The sequence below is a fragment of the Bartonella queenslandensis AUST/NH15 genome (genome assembly GCF_000312585.1).
Lineage (GTDB): Bacteria > Pseudomonadota > Alphaproteobacteria > Rhizobiales > Rhizobiaceae > Bartonella > Bartonella queenslandensis_A.
Genome location: NZ_HE997985.1, coordinates 17,237 through 43,587, shown reverse-complemented (window position 1 = coordinate 43,587; position 26,351 = coordinate 17,237). Strand labels below are relative to the sequence as shown.

At 38.0% G+C, this 26,351-nt stretch carries 20 protein-coding genes, 2 tRNA genes and 2 pseudogenes; 1 reads left to right on the top strand and 23 read right to left on the bottom strand.

All coding sequences use genetic code 11. The features are described 5' to 3' along the window. Window positions 1-68: 68 nt before the first annotated feature. The 23 genes and pseudogenes from BN338_RS02250 to BN338_RS02140 form a co-directional block, all read right to left on the bottom strand. A complete protein-coding gene (locus BN338_RS02250) occupies window positions 69-884 on the bottom strand; it encodes a hypothetical protein (RefSeq protein ID WP_156809238.1) in 816 nt (271 codons plus the stop codon). A 269-nt stretch (window positions 885-1,153) separates the two neighbouring features. Next, entirely contained in the window at window positions 1,154-4,639 is a 3,486-nt protein-coding gene (gene mfd / locus BN338_RS02245; protein WP_039758626.1) for a transcription-repair coupling factor, read from the bottom strand. A 5-nt stretch (window positions 4,640-4,644) separates the two neighbouring features. Continuing rightward, window positions 4,645-4,932, bottom strand: coding sequence for an FAD assembly factor SdhE (locus BN338_RS02240; protein ID WP_039758625.1), 288 nt, complete (start codon window positions 4,930-4,932; stop codon window positions 4,645-4,647). 66 nt (window positions 4,933-4,998) lie between these two features. Further along, window positions 4,999-5,679: an ABC transporter ATP-binding protein gene (locus tag BN338_RS02235; RefSeq protein WP_039758623.1), complete on the bottom strand. Its 681-nt coding sequence runs from the start codon at window positions 5,677-5,679 to the stop codon at window positions 4,999-5,001. Continuing rightward, on the bottom strand, window positions 5,679-6,947 hold the full coding sequence (locus BN338_RS02230) for a lipoprotein-releasing ABC transporter permease subunit (RefSeq protein ID WP_039758621.1): 1,269 nt from the start codon (window positions 6,945-6,947) through the stop codon (window positions 5,679-5,681). Before BN338_RS02230 ends, BN338_RS02235 begins: the two co-directional genes overlap by 1 nt. A gap of 11 nt (window positions 6,948-6,958) precedes the next feature. Then, window positions 6,959-8,284 (bottom strand): proline--tRNA ligase, encoded by a 1,326-nt coding sequence (gene proS / locus BN338_RS02225; RefSeq protein ID WP_039758620.1) that lies wholly within the window; start codon window positions 8,282-8,284, stop codon window positions 6,959-6,961. 204 nt (window positions 8,285-8,488) lie between these two features. After that, window positions 8,489-10,165, bottom strand: a complete 1,677-nt coding sequence (locus BN338_RS02220; protein WP_039758618.1) for a ribonuclease J — start codon at window positions 10,163-10,165, stop codon at window positions 8,489-8,491. A 47-nt stretch (window positions 10,166-10,212) separates the two neighbouring features. Beyond that, window positions 10,213-11,022, bottom strand: a complete 810-nt coding sequence (locus BN338_RS02215; RefSeq protein ID WP_198003664.1) for a biotin--[acetyl-CoA-carboxylase] ligase — start codon at window positions 11,020-11,022, stop codon at window positions 10,213-10,215. Continuing rightward, complete coding sequence (nuoN, locus tag BN338_RS02210; RefSeq protein WP_039758616.1) at window positions 11,022-12,476, bottom strand: NADH-quinone oxidoreductase subunit NuoN; 1,455 nt, start codon at window positions 12,474-12,476, stop codon at window positions 11,022-11,024. The genes BN338_RS02215 and nuoN overlap by 1 nt, the downstream gene beginning before the upstream one ends. Window positions 12,477-12,493: 17 nt before the next feature. Beyond that, the gene (locus BN338_RS02205) at window positions 12,494-13,963 is read right to left on the bottom strand and encodes an NADH-quinone oxidoreductase subunit M (protein ID WP_039758614.1); all 1,470 of its coding nucleotides are present in this window, start codon (window positions 13,961-13,963) and stop codon (window positions 12,494-12,496) included. Beyond that, window positions 13,960-15,927, bottom strand: a complete 1,968-nt coding sequence (gene nuoL, locus BN338_RS02200; RefSeq protein ID WP_039758612.1) for an NADH-quinone oxidoreductase subunit L — start codon at window positions 15,925-15,927, stop codon at window positions 13,960-13,962. Before nuoL ends, BN338_RS02205 begins: the two co-directional genes overlap by 4 nt. Before the next feature lie 6 nt (window positions 15,928-15,933). Beyond that, window positions 15,934-16,242 (bottom strand): NADH-quinone oxidoreductase subunit NuoK, encoded by a 309-nt coding sequence (gene nuoK / locus BN338_RS02195; RefSeq protein ID WP_039758735.1) that lies wholly within the window; start codon window positions 16,240-16,242, stop codon window positions 15,934-15,936. A gap of 14 nt (window positions 16,243-16,256) precedes the next feature. Then, window positions 16,257-16,877 (bottom strand): NADH-quinone oxidoreductase subunit J, encoded by a 621-nt coding sequence (locus BN338_RS02190; protein WP_039758610.1) that lies wholly within the window; start codon window positions 16,875-16,877, stop codon window positions 16,257-16,259. A gap of 94 nt (window positions 16,878-16,971) precedes the next feature. Further along, entirely contained in the window at window positions 16,972-17,463 is a 492-nt protein-coding gene (gene nuoI, locus BN338_RS02185) for an NADH-quinone oxidoreductase subunit NuoI (protein ID WP_039758608.1), read from the bottom strand. 14 nt (window positions 17,464-17,477) lie between these two features. Further along, window positions 17,478-18,524 (bottom strand): NADH-quinone oxidoreductase subunit NuoH, encoded by a 1,047-nt coding sequence (nuoH, locus tag BN338_RS02180; protein ID WP_039758733.1) that lies wholly within the window; start codon window positions 18,522-18,524, stop codon window positions 17,478-17,480. Window positions 18,525-18,546: 22 nt separating this feature from the next. Then, window positions 18,547-20,616, bottom strand: coding sequence for an NADH-quinone oxidoreductase subunit NuoG (gene nuoG / locus BN338_RS02175; protein ID WP_039758731.1), 2,070 nt, complete (start codon window positions 20,614-20,616; stop codon window positions 18,547-18,549). 64 nt (window positions 20,617-20,680) lie between these two features. Continuing rightward, complete coding sequence (gene nuoF / locus BN338_RS02170) at window positions 20,681-21,988, bottom strand: NADH-quinone oxidoreductase subunit NuoF (protein WP_039758606.1); 1,308 nt, start codon at window positions 21,986-21,988, stop codon at window positions 20,681-20,683. Window positions 21,989-22,135: 147 nt separating this feature from the next. Then, window positions 22,136-22,807, bottom strand: coding sequence for an NADH-quinone oxidoreductase subunit NuoE (gene nuoE / locus BN338_RS02165; protein WP_039758604.1), 672 nt, complete (start codon window positions 22,805-22,807; stop codon window positions 22,136-22,138). Then, the gene (locus BN338_RS02160; RefSeq protein ID WP_039758602.1) at window positions 22,807-23,997 is read right to left on the bottom strand and encodes an NADH-quinone oxidoreductase subunit D; all 1,191 of its coding nucleotides are present in this window, start codon (window positions 23,995-23,997) and stop codon (window positions 22,807-22,809) included. The genes nuoE and BN338_RS02160 overlap by 1 nt, the downstream gene beginning before the upstream one ends. 121 nt (window positions 23,998-24,118) lie before the next feature. After that, window positions 24,119-24,725 (bottom strand): annotated as a pseudogene (locus BN338_RS02155) (NADH-quinone oxidoreductase subunit C). A 17-nt stretch (window positions 24,726-24,742) separates the two neighbouring features. Next, window positions 24,743-25,324 carry a NuoB/complex I 20 kDa subunit family protein gene (locus tag BN338_RS02150; RefSeq protein ID WP_039758600.1) on the bottom strand — a complete coding sequence of 194 codons (582 nt, stop codon included), beginning with the start codon at window positions 25,322-25,324 and terminating at the stop codon, window positions 24,743-24,745. After that, a pseudogene (locus BN338_RS02145) lies at window positions 25,315-25,679 on the bottom strand (NADH-quinone oxidoreductase subunit A). Before BN338_RS02145 ends, BN338_RS02150 begins: the two are co-directional and overlap by 10 nt. Before the next feature lie 296 nt (window positions 25,680-25,975). After that, window positions 25,976-26,052, bottom strand: a tRNA-Asp gene (locus BN338_RS02140). Between the two features lie 173 nt (window positions 26,053-26,225). Between BN338_RS02140 and BN338_RS02135 the strand changes: the two genes are divergently transcribed. Continuing rightward, window positions 26,226-26,301 (top strand) — tRNA-Val (locus tag BN338_RS02135). The last annotated feature ends 50 nt before the right edge of the window (window positions 26,302-26,351 follow it).

Below are 26,351 nucleotides of genomic sequence, written 5' to 3'. Positions count from 1 at the left end.
TTTAACTGTATCCACCTGAAAAAAAATTTCATAAAGTTTATAAATATACTGCTACAAAAAAGTACTCTTTAATTGAACCACTCTTCAAAATGAGAACGCATGCGATTCATAATACTCTTTCTCTTGTCTGGAAGCATTATAGTATGTACTTCTTTAATGGTTCTACAAAGCATAGAAGCATCTTTCAAAAACGGCTTATCTCCTGTAAGCTTATCTCCTGTAAGCTGATCTTTTATATCGTCAAATATCTGTTTCTCATAGCTATAAGAACCGTCTGTTAGCAATTCTTTAATATCCCTAACTAAATTGGGGCTTATTGAGTTATTTGCGTCTCTTGCCCAGCTAAAATCTTTATCTTTCCAATCAAAATCTTTGCGCAAAATAGCACCTATATCGCTCTGCAATATATCCGCGAACGTATTGCACGCAATAATAAACATGAGATAATTTTTCATTATCTCATCATCAGCTCCATTCTCCTCATTCATTTTCCATTCATTAAACATCTGAGTTTTTTTTAAATAATTTTTTGCTTTAATCAGCTTTTCTTCATGCTCCCCTACTTCATACTCTCTCGCTATATGTGCTCTAAAAATAAGTTTTTGTTTTTTTTCAAATAGATCCTGTAATTTTGAACCAAGCTTATAATATTCATTCTTCAGACTTTGCAGTTCTTCAAAAAATTTAGTTCGTTTCTGCAAACGCTTATAGTATTCTGATTTAGAAATATTTTTTTCCCAAATATCCAAATGAGCAATACTTTCTTCAATAAATTGTATCCTATCTTTAATAGTTTTTCTTTTGTTTTTAAAATGTTGATATTGTTCTTCAGAAGATAACTCAGCATAAACGTTTTTTACGCTACATATTAAAGGAAGTAACAAAAAAATTATCATTAGCAACTTTTGTAATGAAGAAAGCATGTTATTTTGACCTAAATTTTTTACTCTCAGAAAATTTACAAAAAAACTCTTATAGGCAAGTTCTCTTTATTGTGCTTGCACCATCTAAGCTATTTTGCTAATTGTATCAATACATATTATAAATAAAGCACAAAATAACTATATAAGGGGTATTATAAATTTAAATATTATTTTTATAAAAATAAGAAATAGTTCTGAAAAGTAGAAAAACTGCTTTAAGCAAGATGTTGTTATGCCATTTCTACAAGCTGTGCCATAATTGTTGCTGCTCCAATAAGTCTGTCATCAACAGTAGCCCAATCCCGAATAAGAGCGATGCTTTGATCTGGACGAATTTTTGCCATTGAACCTTGTTTCCCCACCCATTGAACAAGAGCAATACTATTGGCAAAATAGTTATTGCGAAATTGTATAACGATACCTTTTGGTCCAGCATCTAATTTTTCTACATGGGCTTTTCGACACAATGTTTTGATATGAAAAACTTTAAGGATATGTTTAACCTCAAGGGGTAAAGGACCAAAGCGATCAATTAACTCTGCCGAAAATTCATTAATTTGGTCTAAATTCTCAAGTTCTGCCAAGCGTCGGTAAAGCCCCATACGTAATGATAAGTCAGGTACAAAACTTTCTGGAATCATCACGGTTGTACCAAGTGAAATCTGAGGTGACCATTGCTTATCCTCACTTAACCCTCCATCTTTTAATTCAGCCACAGCTTCTTCAAGCATTTTTTGATAGAGTTCAAATCCAACTTCTTTGATATGTCCTGATTGTTCTACACCTAAAAAATTGCCTGAACCACGAATATCCATATCATGGCTTGCTAATTGAAAGCCTGCCCCTAATGTATCAAGAGATTGTAACACTTTAAGACGACGATCAGCTGCAGGTGTTAAAACTTTACCAGAAGGAAATGTAAAGAGTGCATAAGCACGTTGTTTTGAGCGCCCTACCCTTCCTCGTAACTGGTAAAGTGCAGAAAGACCAAACATCTCAGCGCGATGCACAATTAATGTATTGGCTGTTGGAATATCAAGACCCGATTCAATAATGGTTGTTGATAGTAAAACATCATATTGTCCATCGTAAAATGCGTTCATAATATCATCAAGTTGTCCAGCCGGCATTTGTCCATGAGCCACAACAAATTTAAGTTCTGGAACATGTGTTTTGAGATATTCTTCTACAAAAGCCAGATCAGAAATACGAGGACAAACATAGAAACTTTGTCCACCACGATAATATTCTCGAAGCAAAGTTTCGCGTATAACAAGTGCATCAAATGGTGAAATAAAAGTACGAACCGCCATTCTATCAATGGGTGGAGTGGTAATTAATGAAAGTTCACGGACTCCCGATAATGCCAATCCTAAAGTCCGCGGTATGGGGGTTGCTGAAAGTGTAAGAACGTGAATATCACTTTTAAGCTCTTTTAAACGTTCTTTGTGCTTTACCCCAAAATGTTGCTCCTCATCAATGATAAGAAGACCTAATCGTGAAAAATTGACTGCATCACTTAATAATGCATGGGTTCCAATAACAATATCGATTATACCATCTGAAATACCTTTTTTAACTTGTGCAAGCTCTTTCGTTTTTACAAGCCTTGAAGCATGACCAATTTTAACCGGTAGTCCTTGAAAACGAGAAATAAACGTCTTGTAATGTTGACGTGAAAGCAAAGTTGTCGGTACAACAACAGCAACTTGATACCCATTTAACGCGGCAACAAAAGCACTTCGGATGGCTACTTCGGTTTTTCCAAAACCAACATCACCACATATCAAGCGATCCATCGGTTTGCCTGATGCTAAATCGTCTAAAACGGCATCAATGGCGTTCATTTGATCTTCCGTTTCTTCATAGGGAAAACCAGCAACAAACTCATCAAATGGTCCAACTGGTGGAAGTAAAGCAGGGGCAGCACGTGTCACACGTTCCGCAGCTATACGGATTAATTGTCCTGCCATTTCCAACAAATGTTTTTTAAGCCGCGCTTTACGTGCTTGCCAAGCAACGCCCCCTAATTTATCTAAAGTTACCTCTGTTCCTTCTGAGCCATAACGTGAGAGAAGCTCAATATTTTCAACAGGTAAAAAGAGTAAATCACCTCCAGCATATTTTATTTCAAGGCAATCTCGCAAAATTCCGGTGGTTGTGATCGTTTTTAGACCGACAAATTGACCGATACCGTGGTCGATATGCACAACAATATCACCCGAATTTAAAGCAGAAATCTCAGAAATAAAATTTGTATTATTCTTACGTCGCTTTGGCGATCTAATGAAGCGATCACCTAGGATATCCTGCTCTGCTATAATAGCTAAATCTTCAGCCTCAAAACCATGTTCTATCATGATAACAGCTGCTAATATATGATCTCGTGGTGTTGCTTTGACAGTTTGCAAGGATTTTACAACATCTATTTTTTTCAATCCATGCTCTTCAAGAACTTGTATCAAACGATTGAGAGATCCTTCACTCCAACACGCTAAAAGTACTTTTTTGCCAGCAGTGCGTAAAGAGGCGATATGATCAATAACACTTGAAAAAACATTTTTTTCTTGCGCATTACGTTCTTTTACAAAATCATATCCCTGTTTAACATTGGTGTGAATAACTGTTTGTTCCAAACTTTGTGGAATATTAAAAGGCGAAAAATCAATACGCTGTGAAGATTGTTGCACACATTCCAAAATACGCTCTGGCGTTAAATAGAGAAGGCTAGGGTCTATTGGATGATAAGAAGTAGAAGTTTCTTTATCATTTTCACGCTCTTTACGCGCATTATAATAGTCTTCAATAAGGCGATAACGCTCAATGAAGACTTCTTCTACGAGATGCTCAAAAACAAGTGGTAAGTTGCCACAATGATCAAAAAAAGTATCAAGGTTTTCATAAAAAAATGGAAGCCAATGTTCCATACCAGCAAAACGCCGACCTTGAGCAATTGTTTCATAAAGCATAGTATTTTTTTGAGATATACCAAATGTACGCGTATAATTGCTTTTAAAACAGCTAACGCGTTCTGGTGTGAGAACGACCTCACTCATTGCCTGTAATAAAAGTTCAGTTTTTTGGCGTGTTGTTCTTTGACTTTCTGGGTCAAATACACGGATACTTTCTAACGTATCTCCAAAAAAATCAAGACGTAAAGGTTCAACATCCATAGGAGAAAAAATATCAAGTATTCCCCCTCTTACAGCAAATTCACCAACATCACGGACAACCGTAACACGTTCAAAACCATTGGTTTCTAGGAATTGAATTAGATTCCCCATGTTATGACGCTGGCCAACATGTGCGTGAATAAGCTGGGCTTCTATCATTTCACGGGGGGGCAACTTTTGCATAATTGCATTTGCTGTTGTTAATATAATTGCGGGATGTGGATTTTGACGTAAATTTGCCATACGTGCCAATGCTGATAGTCGACGTGCCATAATAGCAATTCCTGGTGACACGCGATCATAAGGCAAACAATCCCATGCAGGAAATTGAAGTACCGGAAAATTGGGTTCAATAAAATTTAAAACTTGTTGTAAATGCGAAATTTTTGTTCCGTCTCGGACAACATAAATGAGTGGTTTACCTTGTGCAATTTCTGAACTTAATTTAGCAAGGGCAAAGGCTTCAAATCCATCAGTAACGCTATCAAAAATCATATGAGCAGGACTATTGGGGGGAATGACAATTTTTTTAAATATAGGCATCGGGATCAATAACTTGAGCAAGTACGATAATTGGCAATATCACGAAAAAGTGGACTATCAATTTCAGAGGGAGGTAAAGTTTCTCCGGTAATCCATGTGAGTAAATCACGATCATCAAAAGACATAATATACTCAAGTTCAGTGAGCATTTTATCATTCATTCCAGTGATATGAGCCTCAACATAATGTCCAAAAATGAGATCCATTTCACGAATACCGCGATGCCATGCACGAAAAATCAACCGGCGACGACGCGCATCCAATTGATTTTTGTCGTTGACAAAAACTGTCATAAAAAGCCTCCTTGAATAAAGTAATATAAACTATTCAATTTGTCGTATAAAATTTGCATCTTTCCTTTAAGGAAGTTCTATAATCTTTTGTTCTTTAAGTGTAATTCGACGATGCATTTGCTTAGCCAAAGCGTAATTATGTGTTGCAATAAGAGCAGAAAGACCAGACTGACGAACCAAAACAGATAAAGCTTGGAAGACATAAGCTGACGTTACCGGATCAAGATTTCCTGTAGGTTCATCGGCCAAAAGAACAGAAGGGCCATTTGCTACTGCACGTGCAATAGCCACACGTTGTTGTTCTCCTCCCGATAACTCTGAGGGACGATGGTTAGCACGATGCGAAACACGCAGATAGGTCAATAATTTACGCGCGCGATCTTCTGCTATGGACTTTTTTAATCCTGCTATCATTTGCGGTATCATGACATTTTCTAAAGCCGTAAACTCTGGAAGTAAATGATGAAATTGATAAACAAAACCAATATCATTTCGTCTGATAGCTGTTCGCTCACTATCAGAACGCTTTGCACAAGAGACACCTCGTAACAACACATCACCAGCTGTTGGTTTTTCTAATAATCCAGCAATATGAAGAAGTGTTGATTTTCCAGCACCAGATGGTGCAACAAGAGCGACAAGTTCTCCACGATTAAGGATAAAATTTGCTTTGTCTAAAACAATGAGCGGCTTATGACTCTCAAAAAAGCGTCTTTCAATCTCTACAAGCTCTAAAATAGCTGTCATTATTCATACCTCAAAGCTTGTACGGGATCTAGCTTAGCAGCACGCCATGCTGGAACGAGAGCAGCAAGAAATGACAAGAATAAAGCCATTACAGCAACCAAAATGGTCTGTTTCCACTCAATTTGTGCAGGCAATTTTGTTAAAAAATAAAGTTGAGGATTAAAAACATCAACATTAAATAACCAAGATATAAAATCTTGAATATGATTAATATTTACAGTCGCAATAATACCTAAAATTAAGCCCAATATCGTTCCAATAAAACCAATCATCATTCCTGTGATGATAAATATACGCAAAATTGCACTCTGTTGGGCACCCATCGTACGTAAAATTGCAATATCATGACTTTTATCTTTTACAAGCATAATAAGGCCTGAAATAATATTTAAAGCAGCAACAAGAACAATCAGAGAAAGAATGAAAAACATGACATTCCGTTCAATCTGTAAGGCTGAAAAAAAAGCCTGATTGCGTGTACGCCAATCAATTAAATAGACCTGTTGATCAACTGCTTTTTCTACAACGGGTTTTATTTGATCAACAGTATCAGGATCGTTTAGGAATAATTCTAAAGACTGAACCTTATCTCCCAAATTAAAAAACATTTGTGCTTCATGGAGAGGCATAAAAACAAATATTGAATCATATTCAGACATACCAACTTCAAAAATAGCAACAACTTTATAAGCTTTTACACGTGGAGTAACGCCAAAAGGAGTCTCATCACCATCAGGAGTAATAATACGAAGATCTCTCCCAACTGTAAGCCCCAATTTTTCTGCTAAGCCACTTCCAATTGCAACACCTTCTTCTTGATCAAACCGAGAAATCGATCCTAATTTAATGTTCTGAGAGACTGTTTTAAGTTTTTCTAAATCTTGTTTGCGCATACCACGAACTAAAGCGCCAGAGCCACCTTGAACTTCACCTTGGACAAGCGCTTGACCTTCAATAACAGGCAAAGCAAACTTCACACCATTCGTAGATTCTAAGGAAGAAATAAGAGTTTTATAATCAGAAAAACCAGAATCAACTGTTTGAACAATAAGATGCCCATTCATACCAAGAATACGATTAAGAAGTTCTGTACGAAAGCCATTCATCACCGCCATAACAACAACCAAAGCAAATACGCCTAACATAATCCCAATAAGAGAAATAATTGAAATAACAGAGGCAACAACATGCTTTTTATTGGGAATCATATAACGAAAAGCAATCATCCACTCATAAGATGAAAACCATTTATTTTTCAGCCTCTTCATAATATTTCCTACTAAATTATAGAAAGTTGGCTGAGTGCATTTTCAACCTTTAGAGATTTTTTTACACCTGTCTTTCGATCTTTAATTTCAACTTCATTTTGTGCAATGCTGTTAGGACCAACAATGATTTGCGTTGGCAAGCCAATCAAATCCATTGTTGCAAATTTTGATCCAGGACGTTCATTTCTATCATCTAATAATGGATCAAAACCAGCATCCTTTAATCCCTGATAAAGAAGCTCACATGCCTGTGTACATTTTTCATCATCAGGTTTCATATTGATAATTCCAAAATCGAACGGTGCCATCGACTTTGGCCAAATAATACCATTTTCATCATGAGAAGCCTCAATTGCGGCCGCAACAAGACGTGAGGGTCCAATACCATAAGATCCCATAGAGACCACATGTTCTTTTCCATCTTGTCCCATAACTTTTGCTCCCATTGGAGCAGAATATTTAGTGCCAAAATGAAAAATATGTCCAACTTCAATACCACGCGCTGAAAGACGATTATTCTCAGAGATTTTAGCCCACTCTTCTTCATTATGCATTTCTTCTGTCGCCGCATAAAAAGATGTCCATTGTTTAATAGTATCATCTAAAACAGCTTTATCACTAAAATCGATTAAACTGTGAGGAACCGTAAGTTCAAAAAATTTTCTATCGCAAAAAATAGCACTCTCTCCCGTTTCAGCCAAAATGATAAACTCATGACTAAGTTCCCCCCCAATTGGACCTGTATCAGCACGCATGGGAATTGCTTTTAAACCAAGGCGAGAAAAAGTTCGTAAATAAGCCACAAACATACGGTTATAAGATGCTTTAGAGTTTTCATAATCAAGATCAAAAGAATAAGCATCTTTCATTAAAAATTCTCGTGCCCGCATCACACCAAAACGTGGGCGGATTTCATCACGAAATTTCCATTGAATATGATATAAATTAAGTGGAAGGTCTTTATAAGAACGAACATAGGAGCGAAAAATATCTGTCACCATCTCTTCATTGGTCGGACCATAAAGTAAATCGCGCTTTTGACGATCTTTAATGCGGAGCATTTCCAAGCCATAATCATCATAACGACCGCTTTCACACCAAAGGTCAGCAGATTGAATTGTAGGCATCAATATTTCTATTGCGCCAGCACGCTCTTGCTCCTCACGAATGATTCTACAAACTTTATCAAGAACTTTTTTTCCCAAAGGAAGCCAAGAATAAATTCCTGATGTTTGTTGTCGAATCATTCCAGCACGTAACATGAAGCGATGAGAAACAATTTCTGCTTCTTTAGGATTCTCTTTTAAAAGTGGAAGGAAATATTGAGAAAGACGCATTGAAATAATTAACTCCTAACCAGATCTACCATATTGAAAAAATTTAATACACCCTTTATTCATCTATAGCCGCATTATGAATACTTGCAAATATAACGATCTTATTGTTTTAAAATTTATTGTGCTCTATTCTCTATTACTTCTTATTGAGCAATAAAATAAAAATGCTCTCCTCTTTATTTAATAACGTAATATGAAAATTCTTTATTTTGACCGATGTACAAAAACTGTACAGAGAGGCTTTTTGTGCCAAATTTCATAAAGAGTTGCTCTCACTGCACGTCGTGTTGCCTCTCGAATAACTTCATTATTTTTCCGTTTCATGCGTGGAATATTGTAAACTGTATTTTCTACAATCTCTAAAAGAATATCTTTCAATTTTTCCCCATCTCCATTACTCTCAGGGAGTCCAAACATACTTAGACCAATATCATCTAATAGCTCATGCTTGCTATTCATATGGAGAGAAACAGCAACATGACCAGCATAACTTAATTTTCTACGTTCACGAATTCCTAGCTCATACTCATCTCCAAGGAGACAGCCATCCTTATAAATACGGCCAACAGGAACCTGATCAATAACTTCTACAGGCGCGGGTGCAAGACGCAGCATATTACCATTTCTGATATCTCTAACAATTTTAATACCTGCTTTACGTGCTAAAGCAGCTTGAGCAGTCAGATGTATTGCCTCACCATGAACAGGAACAAGTATGTGTGGTTTTATCCAATCATACATCTGTAAAAGTTCTGAACGACGGGGATGACCTGAAACATGAACAAGTGCATCTTCATTCGTAATGACTTTAATACCCAAATCAATGAAACGATTTTGTATCTCAAGAATTGCTTTCTCGTTTCCTGGAATACTTCGTGATGAATAAATAACAGTATCACCAGTGGAAAGCGCAATATTCCTCATTCCCTCACGTGATAGTTTAGCCAAAGCAGCACATGGCTCACCTTGGCTCCCTGTGACAATTAAAACAAGTTCTTTTCGTGGAATATAACCATAATCATCTTCCGTTACAAATGGCGCTAACCCATCCATATAACCAAGTTCTTGTGCAACCATAATACTCCGCCTAAGGGAACGCCCAATGACAAGCACCTTACGCCCAACAGCTTCAGCGGCAAGAGCAATAGAACGTATCCGACCAATATTAGAAGCAAAAGTTGCTATCGCAACGCGCCCTTCAGCTTTCGAAATAATCTCAGAAAGACTGGTTTGAACTTGCTGCTCTGATGGAGATATACCATCCCGACACGCGTTTGTGGAATCACAAAGTAGTGCTAAAATGCCTTTATTGCCCAAAGCACGAAATTTTTTTTCATCCGTTACATCTCCAAATGAAGGCGTATGATCAATTTTCCAATCACCCGTATGGATCACAGTTCCCAAAGATGTTGTAATGGCTAAAGATACAGACTCGGGTATCGAATGGTTAACAGCAATAGCTTCTATGGCAAAGGGACCAACCTGAAAACAATCTCCTGCTTGAAAAATATTGAATGACATTTTATGGGTCTCAAAATCTGATTGTCTTTTACTTTCCAATAACCCTGCTGTGAAAGCTGTACAGTAAATTGGAACTTGTAACTTTGGCCATAAATCGAAAACAGCTCCATAATGATCTTCATGAGCATGTGTTAAAACAAGACCACGTATATTATGTTTTTCACTTTCTAGAAAACGAATATCAGGGAGAACAAGATCAACTCCTGGTAATTCAGGACCAGCAAAACTAACGCCCATATCAACAAGCAGCCATTCACGAAGATTTTGGGAGCCAAATCCATAAGCAGCCAAATTCATACCTATTTCACCTACGCCCCCCAGAGATAAAAAAACGAATTCATTTTTATTGGTTGCAATCATAAATATCTCCCAAATCGTTAAGATAATCTGATGATAACATAATTCTTTTAATAACGACCTGCATTAACAGAAGCAGCCGAACCAAAATGAACATCTCCAGCTGTTATAATGGTTTTCTGACCATTTTTTTGTTTTATGACGCAGTTAAAATCACGATCAAGGCCATCAAAAATACCCTCAATGGTTTTTTCATCATTCACTACTTTGACATGCTTCCCAAGATGAGCAGCATATAAAAGCCATTTATTTCGGATTATCTCACATCCTTTTGATTGTTTCCAAAGAAGGTAATTTCTAGAAAAAGACTCCGTCAAAACCGTAAATAATTGTTCTGCTTCAATATGCAAACCAATATTCTGTAAGCTCGAAGTGGGATAGGGTGCATCTTTATAATTATATTTCACATTTATTCCAATACCAATAACCAATGCATATTTTTGAGATGGCAATTTTAAAATCTCGAGCAAAATTCCAGAACTTTTCGCTCCTCTGAGTAAAATATCGTTTGGCCATTTTAAGTTCACAATATTGTTTGTTTGTTTTTCATCTTTTATAAATTGTTTTATTGCTTCTACCACACTTACTCCAGCAACAAAACCAAGCTGAGCAGCAGTTTGCTGAACAATATTATCAATTAACAAAAGGCTAGAATAAAGGTTCCCTTTTGGACTAAACCAAGCCCTCCCTCTTCTCGCTTTTCCCTGTGTTTGTTCTTGTGCAACAATCCAAAGATACCCTTGATGACCAGTTTGTGCTTTTCTCTGCGCAACAAGATTTGTGGAATCAACACTTTCGTACGATTCAACAGTGTATCCTTGTTTCTGTGCAAAATCTGATAAAATGTAAACCATATTCATTAAAACAATGCGGTTGCTGCTTTTTCTGCTAATTCAGCGAACCAAACTCCAAAAAGCATATAAAATAAAATAAATAATGCAGAAAGACCGAGACAAAATCGAAGCTCATTCGATAAAGCAATAAAATGCGCTTTTGCATCATCAAACCACATAATTTTAATGACTCGTAAATAATAAAAAGCCCCAACGACAGATGCTATCATCCCAAGCACTGCAAGTGGTGTAAGACCTGCATGCACAGCAGCAGAAAATGTATACCACTTTCCAAAAAAACCCGCCATAGGTGGTATACTGGCTAAAGAGAAAAGCTGTATTGTCATAACAATAGCCATAAACGGATTTGTTTTTGCTAATCCTGAAAGATCATAAATATTTTCAACATTGCCACTCCTCGTCCGCATTCCAAGAATAAAAGCAAATGCACCAAGAGTAGCGCCAAGATAAATAGTCATATAAAGAATAACACTTTTTATTCCTAACATATCTCCAGCCGATAATCCAACAAGTGCATAGCCCATATGGCTGATCGACGAATAAGCCATTAAGCGCTTAATATTATTTTGACCAATTGCAGCAAACGCACCAAGTATCATTGATGCAAGTGCCATGAAGACCACAATTTGTTGCCATGCAGGCATCACGCTATCAACACGCCCTAGGGGAATAAAGGTCATCACAATAATACGGATGATTAAAGCCATCGCAGCAACTTTAGGTGCCCCAGCAAAAAAGGCTGTAATAGGTGTGGGGGCTCCTTCATAAACATCCGGTGTCCACATATGAAATGGAACAGCAGAAATTTTGAAAGCCAAACCGGCTAAAATAAAAACAATTGCAAAAATAACCCCTAATTGTAAGTTTTCACCTTTCAAAGCAAGAGCAATTTCGTGAAAACCAATTTGACCAGTAAAACCATAAAGCAAAGAAATACCATAAAGCAGCAACCCTGAAGATAATGCTCCTAAAACAAAATATTTTATACCAGCTTCAGAAGATTTTACATTATTACGATTAATCGCTGCTAAAACGTATAAGGCTAAAGATTGTAATTCCAACCCCATATAAAGCGACAGCATATTCCCCGCTGAAATCATGAGCATCATCCCAAGAGTTGCTAAAAGAACAAGCACTGGAAATTCAAATATATTGAACTTTTGCGCATTGGCAAAACCAACAGATATGATAAGAGAAAAGAGTGCACCAATGAGCATTAATATTTTCATATAATGACCGAAGGAATCAATAATGAGTGCATTGGTTTGAAATAAACCATTTTTCGGAAAAATTATGAGAATAACAATGGTTGCCACAAGAAGAGCCATGGCTAATCCTGTCACTGTTAAAGAAGCACGTGCACTGGAATAAACACCAATCATAAGTAACGTGATTGCTCCTAGTGCAATTAAAATCTCCGGAAGAATTAAGACTAGTTGTGTTATTATTTCACCTTGCATGAGAATTCTTCCCTTATCTAGTGTAGTTTATTGATGAGGGCTTCTACGGAAAACGCCGTCACTTTAAGTATAGGCGTTGGATAGATACCAAAGAATATTGTAAGAATAACCATCGGATAAAGAATAAATTTTTCCCTTGAAGAGAGATCTATAAGTACTTTTAAATTTTCTTTATCCAAGGAACCAAAAACCACACGCCGATAAAGATAAAGGGCATAAGCTGCTGACAAGATAACACCTGTTGTTGCTAAAACAACAATCAATTTATTCACTTGAAAAACACCTATTAAGGTTAAAAATTCACCCAAAAATCCTGAAGTTCCAGGGAGTCCAACATTTGCCATAGTGAAAATCAAGAAAACAACTGCATACTTGGGCATATTATTCACTAAACCACCAAACGCTGAAATTTCACGCGTATGCAAGCGATCATAAATCACCCCAACACAAAGAAATAAAGCCGCAGAAACAATTCCGTGCGATAGCATTTGATAAATAGCCCCTTGTATCCCCTGTTCATTCGCAGCAAAAATACCCATCGTTACATATCCCATATGTGCTATTGAGGAATATGCAATAAGTTTTTTGATGTCACTTTGAACAAGTGCAACCAGTGATGTATAAATAATAGCGATAAGCGATAAGGTAAAAACAAAAGGTGCAAAATCTGCTGAAGCGATAGGAAACATAGGTAAAGAAAAACGAAGAAAACCATACCCACCTAATTTGAGTAAAACACCAGCTAAAATAACAGAACCTGCTGTCGGTGCTTCCACGTGCGCGTCAGGAAGCCAAGTATGAACTGGCCACATCGGCATTTTAACAGCAAAAGAAGCAAAAAAGGCAAGCCATAACCATATTTGCATATGAGCAGGAAACTGATAATTGAGTAAAGTTGGTATATCGAGTGTTTCTGCTTGCCAATACATAGCCATAAGAGCAACCAGCATCAGCACCGAACCCAGTAAAGTATATAGGAAAAACTTGATACTTGCATAGACACGACGTGCTCCGCCCCATACCCCTATAATGATAAACATTGGAATGAGGCTGCCTTCAAAAAAAACATAAAATAATATTGCGTCAAGAGCACAAAAAACGCCAATAATCGCAACTTCAAGAAGAAGAAAAGCAATCATATAAGCTTTTAATCTCTCCTTAACATTCTCCCAACTCGCTAAAATACAGAAAGGCAAAAGAAAAGCCGAGAGAACAATAAAAAGGATAGAAATACCATCAACCCCCATATGATAGCTAATGCCATTCCCTAGCCAATTGAATTTTTCAACCATTTGAAAATTTGGATTGGTAGAATCGAATCCTATCCAGATAATTAAAGAAATAATAAAAACAAATATCGTCGTAAAAAATGCGACATTACGTATATTATGGCGCGCAGCTTCACTATCATCTTTGATGAACAAAATCAGAAGCACACCAACAAGCGGCAAAAATGTAACCGTAGAAAGAATAGGCCAATCAATCATTGGTTTGCGCCCCCGATCATCATCCATGTAATGAGCAATGCAATGCCTATAAGCATCGCAAATGCATAGTGATAAAGATAGCCCGTCTGTATCCGAACAACTCTGTTTGTAATATCAATAACACGTGCTGCAATACCATTTGGACCTAGACCATCAATAATTTTACCGTCTCCTACTTTCCAGAGAAAAAAACCAATTCTAAAGGTAGGACGAACAAATAAAAAGTTATATAGTTGATCAAAATACCATTTTTGGTAAAGAAAGTGATACACTCCCGGCATAATACGAGCCATTCTCTTGGGAAAAGATGGAATGGAAATATAGAATAAATAGGCTAATATAAACCCGAGGACCATCGCGATAAAAGGTGACCATTTTATCCAATTAAAGACGTGATGAGCATCATGAAGAATATGATTATGGTTGCTTGTAAATAATGCTCCCTTCCAAAAAGCATCATAGAGGTCACCAAAAAAGTAAGGTTGGAAAACAACACCAGCAAATATTGCTCCAAGAGATAAAATAAAAAGCGGGATCAACATCACTGGAGGCGATTCATGAACATGATGCATAACATCAACTGTTGCTCGTGGTTTTCCATGGAATGTCATAAAGATAAGGCGCCATGAATAAAAGCTTGTTAAAAACGCAGCAAAAACGAGAAGATAAAATGCATACCCTGAAGCAATATTATGGGATGCAAAAGAAGACTCTATAATCGCATCTTTTGAGAAAAAACCCGCAGTCCCGAAAAATGTTCCTGGAATTCCAACACCAGTCAAGGCGATAGTCCCTATCATCATCATCCAATAGGTGAATTTTATATGTTTGCGTAACCCGCCCATTTTTCGCATATCTTGTTCATCAGATACAGCATGAATGACGGAGCCTGCACCAAGAAACAATAAGGCTTTAAAAAAAGCATGCGTAAAAAGATGAAAAACAGCAGCTCCATATGCCCCAACACCTAATGCCACAAACATATAACCAAGTTGAGAACATGTAGAATAAGCAATAACACGCTTAATATCATTCTGCACCAATCCTACAGTTGCTGCAAAAAATGCTGTTGTTGCCCCAACAATAGTAATTACAGTCAAAGCAGTCAAAGAAAGTTCAAAAATCGGCGACATACGCGCAACCATAAAAACACCAGCCGTTACCATTGTTGCAGCATGAATAAGTGCGGATACAGGCGTAGGACCTTCCATCGCATCAGGAAGCCAAGTATGTAAAAGAAACTGTGCTGACTTTCCCATCGCACCAATAAATAACAAAAGACATGTAACAGTAATTGCTGACTGAGCATCAAACTGCCAGCCTAAAAATGTCATATTTTGTATAAAGCTATTGTCTGCAGCTTTTGCAAAAATAGAGGCAAAATCAACCGATTGGAATAAAACAAAAATACTAAATATTCCTAAGAGAAAACCAAAGTCTCCAACACGATTGACGACAAAAGCTTTCATTGCAGCTTTATTAGCAGAATCTCTTTGAAACCAAAATCCAATAAGCAAATAAGAAGCAAGTCCTACACCTTCCCAGCCAAAAAACATTTGAATCAAATTATTGGATGTCACCAACATAAGCATCATAAATGTAAACAAGGAAAGATAAGAAAAAAAACGGGACCTTGAAGGATCATGGTGCATATAACCAATTGAATAAATATGTACTAATGCCGAAACACTGTTTACAACAATAAGCATGACAGCGGTTAATGTATCAACATGTAAAGCCCAGTTAACACTTAAATCACCAACGTCGAGCCAATGTAATACTAAGACATCAATCGCTGAAGTATGACCAAGTGCAAGATTGAAAAACGCTATCCACGACAATATGGCAACAATCACCATAAAGCTACATGTTATCAATTCACTTGCACGATCTCCTATCGTTTTTCCACCTAGTGCAGCAATGAGAAAACCCAAAAGCGGAAGAAAGACAATTGTATAATACATCACTGGTTAGCCTTTCATTACGTTAACATCTTCAACTGCAATGGAACCACGATTACGGAAAAAAACGACAAGAATTGCTAAACCAATAGCAGCTTCAGCGGCTGCTACGGTTAAAACAAATAAAGCGAATATCTGACCAACGAGATCATGAAGAAATGCTGAAAATGCAACAAAATTAATATTAACTGAGAGTAATATAAGCTCAACAGACATCAAGATAATAATCACATTTTTTCTGTTGAGAAAAATTCCAGCAATACCAATTGTAAACATCAAAGCAGAAACAGTAAGATAATGCGTAATATCAATATACATATCCATAGCCTCCCTTAAATACCTTTACCTGTTTCAACTTGCTTGATTTCAATAGTACTTTCTACCGTTCTAGAAACTTGCTTCGCAATAGATTGTCGCTTTATGCCTGATTTATGACGAAGTGTTAAAACAATAGCACCAATCATTGCAACCAATAAAATTATCCCAGCAATTTGAAAATAAAAAACATAATCCGTATAGAGAATATCCCCTAATGCCTGTGTGTTTGTTTTCTGCCCTAAGTCTGGCATTGGTTGCGTAACATGTGTCCTCAAGATTGGAGAAAAATGGCTACTCACAAAAACAATAATCAATTCGACAGCAATGATCACGCCAATAAGAGCTCCAATAGGGGCATATCGAAGAGTTCCACTCTTTAACTCAGCAAAATCAACATCCAGCATCATAACGACAAATAAAAATAAAACAGCGACAGCTCCAACATAAACAACAAGCAGAATAAGCCCCAAAAACTCTGCTCCTGCAAGCAAAAATAAAGCCGCTGCATTAAAAAATGCAAGGATTAAAAACAAAACAGAATGCACAGGATTGCGTGCTGTAATAACAATCACTGCACTTGTTAGCATAATAAAAGCAAACAAATAGAAAAATGCCGCCGCTAGATCTGTTAGCATAGGCTTCTCCTTAATTATCCAAACAATTGGTACAAACTTCATACCAGATTACAATTTATCGGAAAATCATCCGACACCTCATTTAACGACACACTTAACGATAAGGCGCATCCATCAATATATTTCGAGCAATTTCTCGCTCCCAACGATCTCCATTCATTAAAAGCTTTTCTTTATCATAATAGAGTTCTTCACGCGTTTCTGTTGCAAATTCGAAATTTGGACCTTCAACAATCGCTTCTACAGGACAAGCTTCTTGACAAAAACCGCAGTAAATACACTTAACCATATCAATATCATAACGAACAGTTCTGCGTGTACCATCATTACGTCGTGGACCTGCTTCAATTGTAATCGCTTGTGCAGGGCAAATTGCTTCACATAATTTACAAGCAATACACCGTTCTTCACCATTCGGATAGCGACGCAGTGCATGTTCCCCACGAAAACGCTGAGACACAACCCCCTTTTCATAAGGATAATTGATCGTAGGCTTTGGCGAAAAAAATTGACGCATAGCCAAGAAAAAAGCACTCACAAATTCTAATAGAAGGAGTGACTTTGCCGCTTGCATAAAACCTGACATCGTAAAATCTCCTTTCAAACAAAATTCGTAAATTTTAAAAAAGCCGCCGTTATCACAACCATCGCTAGCGAGAGAGGAAGAAAAACCTTCCAACCAAGCCGCATCAGCTGATCATAGCGATAGCGTGGAACAAATGCCTTAACCATAGCAAACCAAAAAAATACAAAACAAACCTTTAAAACAAACCAAATGATACCAGGAACCCAATTAAGCCACCAGACATCCAAGGGAGGAAGCCAACCGCCTAAAAACAGAATAGTTGTTAATGCACACATTAAAACAATAGCAACATACTCACCAAGAAAGAAGAGCATATAAGGCGTTGAAGAATATTCTACCATATGACCAGCAACAAGCTCAGACTCCGCTTCCACCAAATCGAACGGAGGACGGTTTGTCTCTGCGAGCGCGGAAATAAAAAATATAATAAACATTGGAAAAAGAACAAGCCAATTCCAATCGAGAAAACTGTTAAAAGGAAGACCAAGAGTTGTACCAAGACCTTGACTTTGTTTAAGAACAATTGTTGTGAGATCCAACGAACCACTGATTAAAATAACGGTTACAAGTACAAAACCAATGGAAACTTCATAAGAAACCATCTGTGCTGCCGAACGCAGAGCGCCTAAGAAAGGATATTTTGAATTTGATGCCCATCCTCCCATAATAACACCATAAACCTCAAGAGATGAAATGGCTAAAATATAAAGCAAACCGACATTAATCTTCGCAACTTCCCAACCCTCACTGACAGGGATAACAGCCCAAGTTGATAAAGCAAGTGTTGCTGAAACAAAAGGAGCCAAAAGAAAAACTCCCTTATTTGCACCGGCAGGAATGATAGGTTCTTTCACAACAAATTTAATTAAATCTGCAAAAGACTGTAACAATCCCCACGGACCAACAACATTAGGACCACGCCGCAATTGTACCGCAGCCCAAATCTTTCTATCTGCATAGAGAAGATAAGCAACTAAAACCAACAGAACGACCAAAAGAAGAAGTGTTTTTCCAACGATAATAAGTAATGGCAATAGCCAAGTCATAAAGAAATCATACATCATTATTCCTTTTCCTTTGCCTTTACTCTACAGCTTGCATCGTACGGCTTTTTGCAAGAGATGAACATTCAGCCATAACGGCAGAAGCACGTGCTATTGGATTTGTCAAATAAAAGTCTTTAACCATAGAAGTAAATGTTTGACTCTCTAGGCAAACTACTTTTGAACCAAGCGCCTTAAGATCACTGATATCAGAAGGCATTATATCATCAACCGCATCAAGATGTGGATAATCATTAAACAAACATTGTCTTAATTGAGAAAGAGAATCAAAGGGGAGCCTTTGTCCTAAAACATCTGATAAAGCACGTAGAATAGCCCAATCTTCTTTTGCTTCACCTGGAGCAAAACCAGCCCGATTTGTCATTTGAACACGTCCTTCTGTATTCACATAAAGCCCTGATTTTTCAGTATAAGCCGATGCAGGCAAAATAACATCTGCGGCATGTGCGCCATTATCGCCATGGCTACCAATATAAACTTTAAAAGCTTTTATATTGGCCAATTCCACTTCATCAGCACCAAGCAAAAATAAAACTTCACAAGTTTTAAGAATATTTGCAACCCCAAGCTTAGAAATAAAGCCTATGTCCAATCCTCCAACGGTCGATGCTGCATTATGAAGAACCCCAAATCCATTCCATTCCTTACTAAGAGCACCAATATTATCCGCTAATTTAGCAAGACTTTTTAAAACAGATAACCCTTCATTTCCTGAAATCGCCCCCTCTCCGATAAGAATAAGAGGCCTCTTTGCTTCTTTTAAGACATTTAAAAAAGCACCCTCTCCACGAATAAGCGTATTTAATGCATCACTTCCAGCTCCAAGATAAGAATAAGGATAACGTAAATCGACTTCCTCTCCAATGAGCGCGATAGGAAAATTTCCCTTTCGTTGGCGCTTCAAAATACGCGCATTTAAAACAGCAGCTTCATGGCGTGGATTAGAGCCCACAATAAGCAATGCGTCAGCTTGTTCAATCCCCGCAATTGTAGGATTAAAAATATAGCTCGAACGCCCAAACTCTGGCGATAAAGCAATTCCTTTTTGACGACAATCAAAGAGTTTTGAACCCAACGAGATCAGTAATGCTTTAAGGGCATACATTTCTTCAACAGAAGCAAGATCTCCAGCAATAGCTCCAATTTTTTCTGGCAAGATTTTAGAAACGACGGTTTTAATTTTTGTAAAAGCTTCTGCCCAACTGACAGGTTGAAGTTTTCCGTCTTTACGTACATAGGGTCTATCAAGCCGTTGAGTCCGTAATCCATCCCAAATAAAACGCGTTTTATCAGAGATCCATTCCTCATTTACATCTTCATTCGTACGCGGCATAATCCGCATAACCTCACGGCCACGACTATCAATACGGATAGCACTGCCAAGCGCATCCATCACATCAATCGATTCCGTTTTCACCAATTCCCACGGACGCGCATGAAATGCGTAAGGTTTTGAAGTTAAAGCTCCCACTGGACAAAGATCAATAACATTTCCCTGTAATTCAGATGTCATAGCTTTTTCAAGATATGTCGTAATTTCAGCATCTTCACCACGACCGATCAAACCAAGCTCAGAAATACCTGCGACTTCCGTTGTAAAACGGACACACCGTGTGCAATGAATACACCGTGTCATAACAGTTTTGACAAGAGGCCCAATATATTTATCTTCTACAGCACGTTTATTTTCTGTATAACGAGAACAATCTCGCCCATAAAACATTGCTTGATCTTGAAGATCGCATTCTCCCCCTTGATCGCACACTGGACAATCCAAAGGATGATTAATGAGAAGAAATTCCATAACACCTTCACGTGCTTTTTTTACCATCGCTGTATTGGTAAAAATTTCTGGCATTTCACCGTTAGGCCCTAACCGTAAATCACGAACCCCCATCGCACAAGAAGCCTGAGGTTTTGGAGGACCACCCTTAACCTCAACCAAACACATACGACAATTTCCAGCAATCGATAAAGATTCATGAAAACAAAAACGTGGAATTTCTGCTCCAGCCGCCTCCGCAGCCTGAAGCAACGTGTAGTAATCAGGGACTTCAATCTCTTTGCCATCAACTTTGATATTTATCATCACCCATCCAACCTGCGGATAATCCACTTAAAATTTGCATTCGGTTGCTCTTTAAAAAAATCTTCTATCCTACTGCTTCTAAAGCAATATTTTTTCTTTGCACGACATTTCGCGTGTATTCATCAATTCTACGCTCGATTTCCGGACGGAAATTACGGATTAACCCTTGTACAGGCCATGCTGCAGCATCGCCAAGGGCACAGATAGTGTGTCCTTCCACCTGTTTAGAAACCTCAAACAAAAGATCAATTTCACGCTTTTGCGCCCTTCCCTCAACCATACGTCCTAAAAGGCGCATCATCCAACCCGTGCCTTCACGGCATGGTGTACACTGACCACAACTCTCATGTTTAAAAAAAGCCGATATTCGCCAAATTGCCTTAATAATATCGGTTGATTTATCCATCACAATCACACCACCTGTGCCAAAAGAAGATCCGACATCGCGCATTCCATCAAAATCCATGATTGCATCAATCATATCTTCACCGCGAACAACCGGACAAGAGGCACCACCTGGAATAACAGCTAAAAGATTATTCCATCCACCACGAATCCCCCCTGTATGTTTTTCAATTAATTCACGGAAAGAAACACCAAGAGCTTCTTCAAAGGTACAAGGGGCATTCACATGTCCAGAAACCATAAATAATTTTGTTCCGACATTATTTGTTCGCCCAATCGAAGAAAACCATGAAGCTCCTCGACGTAAAATCGTTGGTACAACCGCTATCGATTCAACATTGTTGACTGTTGTTGGACAACCATAAATCCCTATATTTGCAGGAAATGGTGGTTTGAGACGAGGTTGCCCTTTTTTCCCTTCAAGACTTTCGAGAAGCGCTGTTTCTTCACCACAAATATAAGCACCAGCACCATGATGAATAATAATATCACAAGCATGACCATATTTTGTTTTTTTGCCAAGCAAACCTGCTTCATAACATTCATCCACAGCCACCTGAAGTGCTTCACGCTCACGAATATATTCACCCCGAATATAAATAAAAGCGACATTTGCTCCCATTGCAAAAGTAGCAATCGCACATCCTTCAATCAAAGTATGGGGGTCATGCCGTAAAATATCGCGGTCTTTACATGTTCCGGGCTCAGATTCATCAGCGTTAACAACCAAATAATGAGGACGCCCATCATTCTGCTTTGGCATAAAGGACCATTTCATTCCAGTAGGAAAACCAGCACCACCACGACCGCGTAAACCTGAGGCCTTCACCTCATCAATGATCCAGTCACGCCCCTTATCAATAATCTCTTTTAGACCATTCCAATGCCCACGCAACATCGCAGCCTTTAATGACTTATCTTTTAATCCATAAATATTGGTGAAGATACGGTCTTTATCAGTTAGCATACCCCACCTTTTTTCTCTCTTACCCGTAGCATTTTTAGCTTTTCCTCAAATGCAATTTTAAAAAACTTCTTAAAATTTTCTGCTTTTAATTGAATGTCCTTATAATATGGATAAAATAATGAAATATCTTCTCAAAAAAATATTTAACTAAGATCCCATTCCCTTATGATCCTTTTTCTTTGAAGATTTGAGAGATTTCCTTTTTTCTTCATCCTCAAGAAGAGATGTTAAACCACTAATTGGCTCTGAAGATTGACGACTATTTTGTGGACCAACCGCTATCTCAGAACTCTTTCCTGCTTCAAATGCATCAATAATCTCTTCAAGGCGTTCAGCTGTGAGATCTTCATAAGTATCTTTAAAAATCATGACCATAGGAGCATTAACACAAGCGCCAAGACACTCTACCTCTTCCCATGATAATGTTCCATCGTGATTTGTCGTAAAAGGTTCATGATGAATTTTTTTCTGACACACTTTAATTAATTCATCAGAACCACGTAACATACAAGGCGTCGTACCACACACTTGAATATGCGCTTTTGTTCCTACAGGTTTAAGCTGAAACTGAGTATAAAAAGTAGCAACCTCTAGGACACGAATATACGCCATAGAAAGAATTTGAGCAATATGCTCAATTGCAGCACGCGTCACCCAACCATCTTGCTCTTGTGCACGCATTAATAACGGGATAACAGCCGATTGTTCACGCCCTACAGGATACTTTTCTATGGTATTTTTCACCCATATCTGATTTTCCTTTGTAAAAGAAAACTCTGCGGGCTGATAGACATCATCTGCAAGACGGCGTACGGACATTAGCGATCAACCTCCCCAAAAACAATATCAATCGAACCTAAAATAGCGGTAGCATCCGACAACATATGGCCTCGGGTTAAAAAATCCATAGCTTGGAGATGAGCAAACCCAGGAGCACGCAACTTAACACGATAAGGCTTATTGGTTCCATCAGAAACAAGATAAACACCAAACTCACCCTTTGGCGCTTCTACTGCAACATATACTTCCCCAGGAGGGGTATGAAAACCTTCTGTATAGAGTTTAAAATGATGAATCAGCGCTTCCATCGAGCTTTTCATCTCAGACCGCTTTGGTGGTACAATTTTGCGATCCAAACTCGAAACTGGTCCATTCTTTTCACTACCAAGCAATCGTTCTACGCATTGACGCATAATTTTTGCCGATTGACGCATTTCTTCCATACGAATAAGATAGCGATCGTAACAATCACTATTTTTACCTATAGGAATATCAAATTCCATTTCATCGTAACATTCATAAGGCTGACTTTTACGCAAATCCCATGGCACACCAGCACCGCGGATCATAACTCCAGAAAAACCACGTGCCCAAGCTTCATCAATACTGACAACGCCAATATCGACATTACGCTGCTTAAAAATCCGATTTGGTGTGACAAGCGCATCAAGTTTTTCAAGAGAAATAAGAAATAGATCAATAAAATTACCAATGTCCTCAACTAAAGATTCCGGTAAGTCTTGATGCACACCACCGGGACGAAAATAATTGGCATGAAGACGAGCACCACAGGCTCGCTCATAAAAAATCATCAATCTTTCACGTTGCTCAAACCCCCAAAGCGGTGGGGTCAAAGCACCAACATCCATCGCCTGTGTCGTTACATTAAGCAAATGATTGAGAATACGCCCAATTTCCGAAAACAAAACACGTATTAACTGTCCTCTTTTAGGGACATTAACACCTAATAACTTTTCAATCGCAAGAACAAAAGCATGTTCCTGATTCATAGGAGCAACATAATCTAAACGATCTAGATAAGGACCCGCTTGAAGATAAGTCTTTGTTTCCATTAATTTTTCGGTGCCGCGATGTAATAACCCAATATGTGGATCTACACGCTCAACAACCTCACCATCCAACTCTAGAACCATGCGCAAAACACCATGCGCTGCAGGATGCTGCGGACCAAAATTGATATTAAAGTTTCGAACATTGACCTCAGCCACAATCAACCCCTTGCTTTTTAAAAAACTTCATATCAAATATTAAAAAAATCTATCATACGAAAAACATTTAATTATTTAAGAAACACATTACTCTAATGTAACGTCTTAATCAAAACCAATCTTATTTTTTTTCTTCTTCTTTTCCATCACAAGGTAAAACATATTGTCCTCCTTCCCAAGGAGAAAGAAAATCAAAATTGCGCATTTCTTGGCGCAAAACAACGGGCTCATAAATCACCCTCTTTGCTTCATTATCATAACGGCATTCAACAAATCCTGTCACAGGAAAATCTTTGCGTAAAGGATATCCTTCAAACCCATAATCTGTTAAAATCCGTCTCAAATCTGGATGACCTGAAAACAAAATCCCATACATATCATAGGTTTCACGTTCATACCACTCTGCACCAGGATAAACCGTACAAGCTGAAGCAACAGGCGATTTTCATCCGTACGAACTTTGACACGTAAGCGTAAATTCTCGCGAGGAGATAATAACTGGTAAGAGACATCAAAGCGCTTATCGCGAGAAGGATAATCCACACCACTAATATCCGTAAGATTAATAAATTGACAGCGAGAATCATCTCGAACAAACATTAAGACATCGGTAATTGCATCAAGACGCACCACAATGGTTAATTCTCCAAAAGCAAAACGGTCTCTTCAAGCTTATTTCCTAACTTGTTTTTCAAATAAGCAGCAAGTTCAACCAGTGATTCATCCATCATGATACGAAAACTCTCTATCGCTCTATGGATCCGGTACGACGGATTTTTTTCTGTAACAACAATATGCCGTATAATAATGCCTCTGCTGTAGGTGGACACCCTGGAACATATATATCGACAGGCACGATACGATCACATCCACGTACCACTGAATAGGAATAATGATAATACCCCCCACCGTTTGCACATGATCCCATAGAAATCACATAACGCGGCTCTGGCATCTGATCATACACTTTTCTTAAAGCAGGCGCCATTTTATTTGTTAAAGTACCTGCTACCACCATCACATCTGACTGACGGGGTGAAGCTCGTGGTGCATACCCAAAACGCTCATTATCATAATGAGGCATTGAGCATTGCATCATTTCAATAGCACAACAAGCCAACCCAAAACTCATCCACATTAAAGAACCGGTACGTGCCCAAGTAATCAAGGCATCTGCTGAAGTAACTAAAAAACCCTTATCTGATAATTCAGCATTAATATCACGAAAAAACTTATCATCTGATCCTATCAGTTCACCCGTATTAGGATCAATGATTCCTTTTGGTTTTGGAGCTGTAATCGTTGAATTATTAGATCTTAATTCCATTCAAGAGCTCCTTTTTCCCATTCATATATAAATCCAATAGTCAAAATCGCTAAAAATACAATCATCGACCAAAAGCCAAACATACCTATCGATTTGAATGAAACAGCCCAAGGAAAAGAAAAGCAACTTCAAGATCAAAAATAATAAACAAAATTGAAACCAAATAGAAACGAATATCAAACTTCATGCGTGCATCACTAAATGAATTAAACCCACATTCATAAGCCGATAACTTTTCAGGATCGGGAGAACGATACGCTACAATGTAAGGTGTAATCAACAAAACCCCAGCAATAACCGCTGACACAATAATAAAAATCAAGACCGGCAAATAAGAGCTCAATAAATAAGCCATAACCCTCTTCCATCATAACGAAATGCCTGAATTTAACACAATGACTCGATATTGCGAGATCAAACAGACAACTTTAACAATCGCTCTATTAATTCTACTCATACTGCTTGAAAGGTATACAGAGCAATACTTTTCTTATCGGCATAGGTAACGCAGAGCGGCGAAAGACGCAAGCCCTATTCTTATAAACCATGTAAAAAGGAAGAAAAAACATATCCCCCCTAAATTAGACACTCGATCACCTAATCTATAGCACATGAATATCTTAAAGAGAAATTCCATAAGGAAACATAAAATGGCGCGAGTGACGGGGCTCGAACCCGCGACCTCCGGCGTGACAGGCCAGCACTCTAACCAACTGAGCTACACTCGCACACTTTTTTGAACCAGATTACTTTGGTACAAGCGGTCGTGTAAGGGGTTCATTCGTTTATGTCAAGAAGGATTATGCATTTTTTAAAAAAATTATCAAATAGCATCTTTATTCTTGCGTTTAGAAAAATTTTTCCTTAAGAGAAGTCTCAATCAGTTGCTAGTCATTGCATTGGGCGATTAGCTCAGCTGGTAGAGCGCCTCGTTTACACCGAGGATGTCGGGAGTTCGAGTCTCTCATCGCCCACCATCGAATTTTATATCTTTATTAATTTGTTGATTCTTCATATGTTTTTCGAA

Excerpts from the sequence above, each read along its gene's own strand:
- nuoG (WP_039758731.1), bottom strand. The coding sequence starts at position 20,616 with ATGATAAATATCAAAGTTGATGGCAAAGAGATTGAAGTCCCTGATTAC.
- BN338_RS02235 (WP_039758623.1), bottom strand. The coding sequence starts at position 5,679 with ATGACAGCTATTTTAGAGCTTGTAGAGATTGAAAGACGCTTTTTTGAG.
- nuoH (WP_039758733.1), bottom strand. The coding sequence starts at position 18,524 with ATGTATGATTTCTTTATGACTTGGCTATTGCCATTACTTATTATCGTT.
- mfd (WP_039758626.1), bottom strand. The coding sequence starts at position 4,639 with ATGCCTATATTTAAAAAAATTGTCATTCCCCCCAATAGTCCTGCTCAT.
- BN338_RS02205 (WP_039758614.1), bottom strand. The coding sequence starts at position 13,963 with ATGATTGATTGGCCTATTCTTTCTACGGTTACATTTTTGCCGCTTGTT.
- nuoK (WP_039758735.1), bottom strand. The coding sequence starts at position 16,242 with ATGTATATTGATATTACGCATTATCTTACTGTTTCTGCTTTGATGTTT.
- nuoE (WP_039758604.1), bottom strand. The coding sequence starts at position 22,807 with ATGTCCGTACGCCGTCTTGCAGATGATGTCTATCAGCCCGCAGAGTTT.
- BN338_RS02190 (WP_039758610.1), bottom strand. The coding sequence starts at position 16,877 with ATGCTAACAGATCTAGCGGCGGCATTTTTCTATTTGTTTGCTTTTATT.
- proS (WP_039758620.1), bottom strand. The coding sequence starts at position 8,284 with ATGCGTCTTTCTCAATATTTCCTTCCACTTTTAAAAGAGAATCCTAAA.
- BN338_RS02240 (WP_039758625.1), bottom strand. The coding sequence starts at position 4,932 with ATGACAGTTTTTGTCAACGACAAAAATCAATTGGATGCGCGTCGTCGC.
- BN338_RS02215 (WP_198003664.1), bottom strand. The coding sequence starts at position 11,022 with ATGAATATGGTTTACATTTTATCAGATTTTGCACAGAAACAAGGATAC.
- BN338_RS02150 (WP_039758600.1), bottom strand. The coding sequence starts at position 25,324 with ATGGAATTAAGATCTAATAATTCAACGATTACAGCTCCAAAACCAAAA.
- nuoF (WP_039758606.1), bottom strand. The coding sequence starts at position 21,988 with ATGCTAACTGATAAAGACCGTATCTTCACCAATATTTATGGATTAAAA.
- BN338_RS02230 (WP_039758621.1), bottom strand. The coding sequence starts at position 6,947 with ATGAAGAGGCTGAAAAATAAATGGTTTTCATCTTATGAGTGGATGATT.
- nuoI (WP_039758608.1), bottom strand. The coding sequence starts at position 17,463 with ATGTCAGGTTTTATGCAAGCGGCAAAGTCACTCCTTCTATTAGAATTT.
- BN338_RS02220 (WP_039758618.1), bottom strand. The coding sequence starts at position 10,165 with ATGATTGCAACCAATAAAAATGAATTCGTTTTTTTATCTCTGGGGGGC.
- nuoL (WP_039758612.1), bottom strand. The coding sequence starts at position 15,927 with ATGTATTATACAATTGTCTTTCTTCCGCTTTTGGGTTTTCTCATTGCT.
- nuoN (WP_039758616.1), bottom strand. The coding sequence starts at position 12,476 with ATGCAAGGTGAAATAATAACACAACTAGTCTTAATTCTTCCGGAGATT.